This window comes from Mycobacterium sp. (assembly GCF_035653355.1).
Lineage (GTDB): Bacteria > Actinomycetota > Actinomycetes > Mycobacteriales > Mycobacteriaceae > Mycobacterium.
Window position 1 is genome coordinate 1 of the sequence record NZ_DASRBZ010000254.1, and the last position, 8,160, is coordinate 8,160.

The following is an 8,160-nucleotide window of genomic DNA, read 5'->3' on the forward strand; positions in this document are numbered from 1 at the left end:
GCAGCCGCGTCACGAAGTCCTCGTCGCGGTAGGCGATCGTGATCTCAGCGCCTAGCTCGCGACACAGTTGCAGCTTCGCCGGGGAACCGGCAGTGATCGCCACGCGAGCGCCCAGCGCCCGGGCGACCTGGATAGCGTGCGTGCCTACCCCACTGGCGCCGCCGTGGATCAGCAGTAGCTGGCCGGCGCTCAAATCTGCGGTCAACACCAGGTTTGACCACACCGTGCACGCCACCTCGGGCAGACCGGCCGCGTCGTGCAGCTCCACGCCTCCGGGAATCGGCATGACTTGACCAGCGGGAACAGCGACGTATTCGGCGTAGCCGCCGCCGGCCAGCAAAGCGCAGACTTCTTGCCCAGGCGCCCAGTCGCCGGCATGCTCGCCTACCGCGGCGACGACGCCGGCCACCTCCATGCCGAGGATCTCGCTGGCTCCCGGCGGAGGCGGGTAATGGCCCGCCGCCTGCAGCACGTCGGCGCGGTTGACGCCGGCGGCCGCGACCTTAACCAGGACCTCATCGGGGCCGGGCTGCAGGTCAGAAACCTCCTGCCACACCAGTTGACCGGCAGAGTCGGCGACGATCGCATGCATGGTCGACAGGCTACTACCAGCGGATTTGGGCTGTTCCAGAGACGATGCGTCGCATAGCATTACGAGATGGCGAGCCGCAGCCTGATCGGCGGCCGAACCCCCGGTGACATGCCGGGGCTCGATATCGCTGAGCAGAAATCGTGGCAGAACTTCCTGGATTGCGCGGTGCGGGTGTACGCGACGCTGAACCGCCGGTTGACCGAGGCACACCAGCTGTCGCTCTCGGATGTGCGGGTGCTCGACATCCTCGACAACGCCGACGGCGGCTCGGCCCGGATGGGTGATCTGGCCGAAGCCTTGCCGTCGCTGCCCAGTCGGCTGACCCGACAGATCCGTCGCCTGGAAGCACAAGGGCTGGTGCGTCGTGGCCATTGCCCCGATGACCGGCGAGGCGTGGTGGCCACCATCACCGAAGAGGGGCGCACGGTGGCGGAGGAGGCCATGGCCACCTACGCACAAGGTGTGCGGAGCTATTTCCTCGGCCACTTGTCGCGGGCCCAGATGGCCGCGATGGGGGAAAACTGCCGACGGATCAGCGCGGGACTGACGCTACCCAGCCAGTCGGCGAAGATCGCGCGGGTCTGACGCACCGTTACGCTTGTCGACGGTGGCGTGGCAGAGCGGCCTAATGCACTCGCCTTGAAAGCGAGAGACGGCTAAAACCGTCCGGGGGTTCAAATCCCTCCGCCACCGCTCGTTGCGCGAGGCAGAAGCCACGGCTGCTGCGGACCGAGATTTAGAACCCTTGCTGCTGCTTCGCGCCGCTCCAGTGCTTAGTGCAGCGTCGGCGCATAGCGCAGCACCGCGCCGATACCGTCAGCCGGGGCGATGCGCTCGTCGGTGCGAACCAGCGATGCCCCGATCCGCACCGCGAACATCGGCAATGCCTCGTCGGCCCGTAGCGTCTTGGCCGGCGCCTCGCCTTGCTCGGAGAGCACCTCGGCGTTCGGGGCAACTGTGGTGAGCTTTTCGTCGGCGACCACGGTGGCGTCCCCGACGTCGCCGATGATCAGGGTGTCCACTGCACCTTGGCGCAGCGCCGAAGAGACTGGGCCGAGGCCCTCGGCGGCCAGGCCGGAGGCCCGCCCGATTTCGGCTGAAAACCGTTGCGCGGCATGGTCCATCACCGCAAGCCGGCGCTTGAGGAGCTCAGCCTCGATGGCGTGCTGCACTTCATCGAAGTCGTGTCCACTGTGCCGCGCCCCGACATCTAGCGCTACCGCCCGGTCGGCCAGCCGCTCCGGCAGTGCCGTCAGCAGGTCCGAGCGGGAGCGCACCTCGCCGACCAGGAAAACCGCTTCGGCCCCGATGCCGTCGACTAATTCCGCGACACGGTCGGAGACTGCGCGCACGTTTTTGCGCGCGGCTTCGTCGGTGCGCAACTGCGGATCGCCGTATCCCGCGGTTTCGGCTCCGGCGGCTTTGTGCACGGGATACCCTGCGCCGTCGACGGTTTCGGAGCGCAGCCGGCCGTCGACGTGGATGGTGAGGTCGGCGCCGGTGTGGTCGACCGCCACCAGGACGTAGTTGGGGTACTCGAAGCCGTGCTCGACGACCGGGACGATGTAGGGCAGTTCGGAGACCCGCACGATCGGTGCAGCGGGCGGGCGCAGCAGATGTTCGTTTAGCAGGACCCCGTCGGCACCGGCGATGACTCCGCGGCCGCTGCGGCCGATCGGCGGCCGCAAATCCATGACACCACGCTCCATGTCGCCGATCACCGACTTGTCGACGCCCTGTTCAACAAGTTCCTCGCGCAGCCCGCGCCATCTCAGCTCGAGCTGGGTGGCGGCGTCCTGGGTGTCGTGCGAGTCCTCGAAATAGACCGATGCGAACGGCCCATGTGCGTCCACGAGCTCACGGAAGCGTCTGGAATCCATGCTGATCTGGGTTGCCCACAACCCGACAGCACAAACCCTTACCCGGCGGCGCGGGGGATTTCGGATGTGATGCGGTCCAGAACAGCGATGTAGCGTTTGGCTTCAGGGTCTCTGCCCGGCTTGCCGCTGCTGATCAGACCAGCCGCAAGCTTGCGCTCCGGGTCCGCCCACACCGCGATGTTCACCAGCCCGGTATGACCGAACGCCGCCGGAGCGTCGCGCCCGAACGGACCGAACCGCTGCGAGCCCAGCATATAGCCGGTGCCCCAGCGCAGCGGCTTTCCTCCCGTTGCAATGTCGGGTCTCAGCCGCCGGCATTCCTTCACCGCAGCATGAAGTGTCTCCGGCCGCATGATCCGCACGCCGTCGAGTTCCCCACCGCGGCGCAGCATTTCAGCGAACCGGGACAGTTCGTCGGCGGTCGAGACGGTGTTGGACGACGGCAGCACACAGGTGAGAAACTCTGGTCGGTTCGTGTACGGGATGATCTGGTGCACTGTTCCGCCGATCGCCTTGCGGAATGCCGCGGCGATCGGCGCCGGCAGCGGCTTACCGGTGGCATGGCTCGGCGCGACCAGTGAAACATCCTGCGGCGCAACCCCGAAGTTCGTCCAGCGGAAGCTGAGCGGGTCCAGGATCTCCGTGGCCAAGATCTCGCGGATGTTCTTTCCGGCTGCGGCGGAGACTATTTCCCGCATCAACGGGCCCCACGTCAGTCCGTGGTAGAGATGAAGCAGCCCCGGCCGATACAGCGGGCGCAGTTCGCCCAGTTGTTCGCGCGCGTAGTCACTGTCGTCGACACGGGTGACGTCGGGTCGGCGCTTGGGGGCGAACGGGACACCAGCGCTGTGGGTCATCACATGCCGGATCGTGGTGCGGTCTTTGCCGTGACTGGTGTAGCTGGGCAGGTATTGGCAGACCCGGTCGTCCAGCGAGAAGCATCCCCGTTCGACGAGCATGTGGACGACGGTGCTGGTGATCGCCTTGGCCGCCGAATAGGCGCAAAACGGTGTTTCGGTCGTGACCGGTACCTTTTCCGCGTCGTGCGGGTCGGTCGGCGCATTGCCCCAGCCGTGCCCGATCGCGCGGTTGAGCACGACTTTTCCGTTGTGTCGAAGGCACACCTGAATCGCCGGGTGCATGCCGGCCTGATACCAGTGGCGCACCGCCTGCCAGATCCGTTCGACAGCGGCAGCGTCGATGTCCGAGTGGTCTTCTATGCCGACTGCAGTGACGGCGTCGAGGTCGGTCGGGACACGGATCCTGCCTTCAAGCGGGCCTGGGTCGGTCACGTCCGTCAGGGTACGTGTGCGGCCGATGGCGGCGCCTGCACCCCGCGCTACGGCCGGTCCCCGTCGGTCTGGTCGAAGAACCGCCAGTCACCGTCGATGTTGACTTCCATCCGCCAGCCCAGCTCCGTCTTGTCGCCCACCGTGTCGACAAGCCATGCATGCGCGTCATCGGCGCTGGCGATGTCCTTGGTGGCGACGACCTCGCCCTGCGGGTTGATCACTCGATAGGTAGACATAGCCGCAGTGTTCCCGGCAGCGGGCATGCCGAATCGCGTTATTCGCCGGTGAACTGCGGCGGCCGCTTTTCGAAGGTCGCCGAGATGCCCTCGGTCAGGTCCTTGGACGGCAGGAACGCCGCGTTCCACGCTGCGACATAGCGCAGGCTCTCCGACACTCGCGAAAACCGTTGCTGGTCAAGAACATCCTTGATACCACGGACGGTCAGCGGCGGGTTAGCGGCGATCTCAGCGGCGGTGGCATGTGCGGCGGCCAGGCAAGCGTCGGCGTCGTCGTAAACGTCGTTGACCAGACCGATTTTCTCGGCGCGGGCCGCGTCGATGTCTTTGCCTGTCAGCGCCAATTCCCGCAGGTGCCCGTCGTTCAAGATCAGGGGCAGCCGAGCGAGGCTGCCCACGTCGGCGACGATCGCGAGCTTCACCTCGCGCACCGAAAACTTCGCGTCGACGCTGGCATAGCGGATGTCCATCGCGGAGATCAGGTCGACGCCGCCGCCGATGCACCAGCCATGCACCGAGGCGATGGTGGGGGTGCGGCAGTCGGCGACCGCGTTGATCGCGTTCTGCATGCGCTGTATCTCGGCGTGAAATTCGGTTCGAGGCCCCGCGAGCGCGCCGTTGGCCAGCACTGGTGTGAACGAGCCGCCCATCGCGGGCACGTCGAGGCCATAGCTGAAATTGCGCCCGGACCCGGTGATGACGATGGCCCGCACGTCGCGGTCGGCGTCCAGCGTGGCAAACACCTCCGGCAGCTCCGACCAGAACGCGGGTCCCATCGCGTTGCCCTTGCCCGGCCCGATCAGCGTCACCTGCGCGACCTGGTCTTTGGTTTCGATGGTGACGGATTCGTACGAGTCGCCCATATCCAGACCGTAGCGTTACGGGCATGCCGTCTGATCTGCGACCCGGACCTGATTCCCCACCGACCGACGAGCTCGACAGCGCTGAAGAGGCACTGGGCGTGCTGCAACGGGTCTTACATCGGATACCCCGCGACGACCTGTCCCGCCCGACGCCGTGCTCAGAGTTTGACGTGGCGAAGTTGACCGATCACTTGCTGAACTCCATCACGACCATCGGGGGAGTGGTTGGCGCGGAGTTTGCGCCACGCCAAGCCGACGACTCGGTGGAGCGCCAGGTCGTGGCCGCGGCCCGGCCGGCCCTGGACGCGTGGCATCGCCACGGCCTGCAGGGCACGGTGAAACTGGGCGCCAACGAAGCGCCCGCGAGGGTTTTCGCCGGCGTGCTGGCGATCGAATTCTTGGTGCACGCCTGGGACTACGCCAAGGCCACCGGATACGACGTGGATGTCGCGGATTCACTGGCCGAATACGTGCTTGAGCTGGCGCACAAGATCATCACGCCGCAGGGCCGGTCGAAGGTCGGCTTCGACGAGCCGGTCGAGGTGCCCGGGGATGCCAGCCCGCTGGACCGGCTGATCGCCTTCACCGGCCGCCGCCCGGCCGGATACGCCTAGAGTCCCTCGAGCGTGACTGCAGTGTCACGCTGGTGGCCTAACGTGACCGCAGCGTCACGCTCGACGCGCCGTTAAACCCGCTCCAGGTAGAAGTAGTAATAGCGGCCGTTATCCAGCACACCTTTGCCGTTCATGATGCCCATGACCGCGTCGTCGTCGATCTTCTTGAAGTGGTCGTGGACGGGTTGGCCGTCGTACACCATCGTCGCGGTGACCTCGCCGCGGAATTCCTCCATCCACAGGCTGGCCTCGCCCTTGCCCATGTCGACGTTGGAGAACTTCTTGCCTTCGTCGTCCAGGCACACCAGAGGCTGCACCTCGGAGGCTGATGTGAAGGTCTTGCCGAACCAGCGGGCCTTCTCCAGGCGCCCATTCATGCGGTGCCCGGTGTCGAACTCGCCACCCTTCCATTCGCCGATCATGTCCGCAATGGTGGCCGGCTGCAGGCCGGCCCAGTATTCGTCTAGTTCGGTGTCGGAAATGCGGCCGGCGCGCTCCTTGAATTCGGTGAACTTCTTGCGCGCCAGCGCGTCACTCATCGCTTACTCCTGTCGATCCAGCTCTGCGCGAACCGCAGCAGCGCGTCGTTTTCCTCCGGTGCACCGATGGTGACCCGGACACCGTCGCTGCCGTACGGGCGGACCACGATGCGCGCATTGGCGGCCTGCTCGACGAACTCCGATGTGCGCGCGCCCAGGGGCAACCAGACGAAGTTGGATTGCGACGGCGGCAGCGTGAACCCGGCATCGCGCAGCCCGGCGCTGACCCGGGCACGCTCGGCGACCACGGCGTCGGTGCGGGCCAGCAGCTCGTCGGCGGCTTCGAGCGAAGCGATCGCCGCCGCCTGTGCGACGTTGCTCACGGTGAACGGCACGTACACCTTGTCCAGCGCCGCGATCACGTCAGGCTGGCCGACCGCGTAGCCGATCCGCAAGCCGGCAAGCCCGTAGGCTTTCGAAAACGTGCGTAGCACAACGACATTGCCATGCGAGCGGACCAAACCCAGGCTGTCGGGAAGCATGCCGTCGCGGACATACTCGACGTAGGCCTCGTCGATGGCGATCAGCACATGGGAGGGCACGGCCTCGATGAAGCGAACCAGCGCATCGGGCTCGACGACCGTCGACGTCGGGTTGTTGGGATTGCAGACAAAGATGAGCCGGGTGTGGTCGGTGACCGCGGCGAGCATGGCGTGCAGATCGAAGGTGTGGTCCGAGAGCGGCACCTGAACCGCAGTGGCACCGGCCACCTGCACTTGTATCGGGTAGAGCTCGAAGCTGCGCCAGCCATACAGCACCTCATCACCCGGTGACGCGGTGATCTGGATTAACTGCTGGCACAGGCTTACCGAACCGCAACCCACAGCGATGTGCTCCGGAGCCCAGCCGGCCGTGTCGGCAATCGTGTTGAGGTGTCTGGCCAGCGCTGATTTGAGCTCCGTGCAGCCGGTGTCCGGGTAGCGATTGACGATGTCGGTGGCCTTTTCGATGGCCGCCCGAACGCTGGGCAACGGCCCGAACACCGTCTCGTTGCTGGCCAGTTTGATAGCCCGATGCACCGTTTTGCCCGGCACATAAGCGGGCAGGCCCGCCAGCTCGGGGCGTAGGCGGGCGGTCACTTCGACAGCATATGTCGAGGCTGCGCACGGTCTGCCGCGGCGGTTCACCAGCCACGAGACTGGCTGTTCGCGCCGCAGGACGGCCGGCATTGTGGTCGGGCGGCTTTCAGGTACCCTCAGGAAGTCCAAGGAGGCGTGCCAGAGCGGCCGAATGGGACTCACTGCTAATGAGTTGTCCTCTTAAACGGGGACCGGAGGTTCAAATCCTCTCGCCTCCGCCGCAGGCTGACCTTTCAGCCACCGAGATAACTGAACACAGGCGCCCGTAGCTCAACGGATAGAGCATCTGACTACGGATCAGAAGGTTGGGGGTTCGAATCCCTTCGGGCGCGCTCTGTCGAAGCAACGGAGACTGTCGCATCAGTCACTCCACTCTCCTCTCGTCGGGGGTATTGCTTGTGCCCGACTACGAGCGATTTCGCGGTGAATCGCTGTGAGGCGGGCAAATGGTGTACCGGCTCTCCCGTGAGACAGATGGGTGTCGCGCCAAGTCCTGCCGAGGCCGCCGCGGGCGGCGAAGGTCACGGTATCTGCGCCAGCAATCAGCCCTGTCCGTCCATGAACATCAGCGCGCGCTCGAACAACCACACCGCCGCTGCATGTAGCTGGTCTCCGACCTCTTTCGGGGCCTTGCCCGCATACGCGCGAGCCAGCGTGCCCTCGATCACGATGCCCAGCTTGAAGCAGGCCAACACGGTGTACCAGGTGATGTGCGACAGGTCGCGGGTGGTGTTGGCGGCATAACGCTCCAGCAGGTCGTCGGTGCTGGCGAGCCCGCCCTTTTCGGTGAGCGTATGGCTGAATACGGTCGACCCGTCGGACTGGCGCCAGGTGGCCAGCAGCCACCCCAGGTCCAGCAGCGGGTCACCGATCGTGGACATCTCCCAGTCGACGATTGCGACGACCTCAGGCCCGATGCGCGAAAACATCACGTTGGCAGCGTGGTAATCACCGTGCAAGATGCCCGGGGACCACGACGACGGCCGGTGCTCTTCGAGCCATTTGGCGACGTCGTTGACACCGGGAAGCTCCGGGCCGGGATAGTTCTCGAACTCGCGATACGAC

10 protein-coding genes and 3 tRNA genes are annotated in these 8,160 nt (G+C 65.8%); 5 read left to right on the forward strand and 8 right to left on the reverse strand.

What is annotated here, in order from left to right:
- Window positions 1-592, reverse strand: a 592-nt coding sequence (locus tag VFA16_RS08755) for an alcohol dehydrogenase catalytic domain-containing protein (protein ID WP_324967433.1), incomplete at its 3' end; no start/stop codon positions are given.
- A gap of 66 nt (window positions 593-658) precedes the next feature.
- Here VFA16_RS08755 and VFA16_RS08760 point away from each other — a divergent pair.
- Window positions 659-1,177, forward strand: a complete 519-nt coding sequence (locus VFA16_RS08760) for a MarR family winged helix-turn-helix transcriptional regulator (protein WP_324967434.1) — start codon at window positions 659-661, stop codon at window positions 1,175-1,177.
- A gap of 21 nt (window positions 1,178-1,198) precedes the next feature.
- Window positions 1,199-1,285 (forward strand) — tRNA-Ser (locus VFA16_RS08765).
- 80 nt (window positions 1,286-1,365) lie between these two features.
- Here the strand turns inward: VFA16_RS08765 and VFA16_RS08770 are convergent.
- From VFA16_RS08770 to VFA16_RS08785, 4 genes are read right to left on the reverse strand one after another with little or no spacing between them, the layout of a single operon-like run.
- On the reverse strand, window positions 1,366-2,472 hold the full coding sequence (locus VFA16_RS08770) for a hypothetical protein (protein WP_324967435.1): 1,107 nt from the start codon (window positions 2,470-2,472) through the stop codon (window positions 1,366-1,368).
- Window positions 2,473-2,510: 38 nt separating this feature from the next.
- The gene (gene lipE / locus VFA16_RS08775) at window positions 2,511-3,764 is read right to left on the reverse strand and encodes a lipase LipE (protein ID WP_324967436.1); all 1,254 of its coding nucleotides are present in this window, start codon (window positions 3,762-3,764) and stop codon (window positions 2,511-2,513) included.
- A 47-nt stretch (window positions 3,765-3,811) separates the two neighbouring features.
- Window positions 3,812-4,000, reverse strand: coding sequence for a hypothetical protein (locus tag VFA16_RS08780; RefSeq protein WP_324967437.1), 189 nt, complete (start codon window positions 3,998-4,000; stop codon window positions 3,812-3,814).
- A gap of 38 nt (window positions 4,001-4,038) precedes the next feature.
- Complete coding sequence (locus VFA16_RS08785) at window positions 4,039-4,863, reverse strand: crotonase/enoyl-CoA hydratase family protein (RefSeq protein ID WP_324967438.1); 825 nt, start codon at window positions 4,861-4,863, stop codon at window positions 4,039-4,041.
- Between the two features lie 23 nt (window positions 4,864-4,886).
- On the opposite strand from VFA16_RS08785, the gene VFA16_RS08790 reads away from it, so the two are divergent.
- Window positions 4,887-5,477: a TIGR03086 family metal-binding protein gene (locus tag VFA16_RS08790; protein ID WP_324967439.1), complete on the forward strand. Its 591-nt coding sequence runs from the start codon at window positions 4,887-4,889 to the stop codon at window positions 5,475-5,477.
- Window positions 5,478-5,548: 71 nt separating this feature from the next.
- On the opposite strand, the gene VFA16_RS08795 is transcribed toward VFA16_RS08790, so the two are convergent.
- Together VFA16_RS08795 and hisC are read right to left on the reverse strand one after the other, a co-directional pair.
- Window positions 5,549-6,016, reverse strand: coding sequence for a DUF4334 domain-containing protein (locus VFA16_RS08795; RefSeq protein ID WP_324967440.1), 468 nt, complete (start codon window positions 6,014-6,016; stop codon window positions 5,549-5,551).
- On the reverse strand, window positions 6,013-7,095 hold the full coding sequence (gene hisC, locus VFA16_RS08800) for a histidinol-phosphate transaminase (protein WP_324967441.1): 1,083 nt from the start codon (window positions 7,093-7,095) through the stop codon (window positions 6,013-6,015). The genes VFA16_RS08795 and hisC overlap by 4 nt, the downstream gene beginning before the upstream one ends.
- A 129-nt stretch (window positions 7,096-7,224) precedes the next feature.
- Here hisC and VFA16_RS08805 point away from each other — a divergent pair.
- Both VFA16_RS08805 and VFA16_RS08810 read left to right on the forward strand, forming a co-directional pair.
- Window positions 7,225-7,313, forward strand: a tRNA-Ser gene (locus VFA16_RS08805).
- A 41-nt stretch (window positions 7,314-7,354) separates the two neighbouring features.
- A tRNA-Arg gene (locus VFA16_RS08810) sits at window positions 7,355-7,427 on the forward strand.
- A gap of 210 nt (window positions 7,428-7,637) precedes the next feature.
- Here the strand turns inward: VFA16_RS08810 and VFA16_RS08815 are convergent.
- The coding region (locus VFA16_RS08815) for a phosphotransferase family protein (protein ID WP_324967442.1) at window positions 7,638-8,160 on the reverse strand (523 nt) is incomplete at its 5' end.

What these genes read in the sequence shown, in the direction of transcription:
- VFA16_RS08790 (WP_324967439.1), top strand. Translation starts at nt 4,887, where the DNA reads ATGCCGTCTGATCTGCGACCCGGACCTGATTCCCCACCGACCGACGAG.
- VFA16_RS08760 (WP_324967434.1), top strand. Translation starts at nt 659, where the DNA reads ATGGCGAGCCGCAGCCTGATCGGCGGCCGAACCCCCGGTGACATGCCG.
- VFA16_RS08785 (WP_324967438.1), bottom strand. Translation starts at nt 4,863, where the DNA reads ATGGGCGACTCGTACGAATCCGTCACCATCGAAACCAAAGACCAGGTC.
- VFA16_RS08795 (WP_324967440.1), bottom strand. Translation starts at nt 6,016, where the DNA reads ATGAGTGACGCGCTGGCGCGCAAGAAGTTCACCGAATTCAAGGAGCGC.
- VFA16_RS08780 (WP_324967437.1), bottom strand. Translation starts at nt 4,000, where the DNA reads ATGTCTACCTATCGAGTGATCAACCCGCAGGGCGAGGTCGTCGCCACC.
- VFA16_RS08770 (WP_324967435.1), bottom strand. Translation starts at nt 2,472, where the DNA reads ATGGATTCCAGACGCTTCCGTGAGCTCGTGGACGCACATGGGCCGTTC.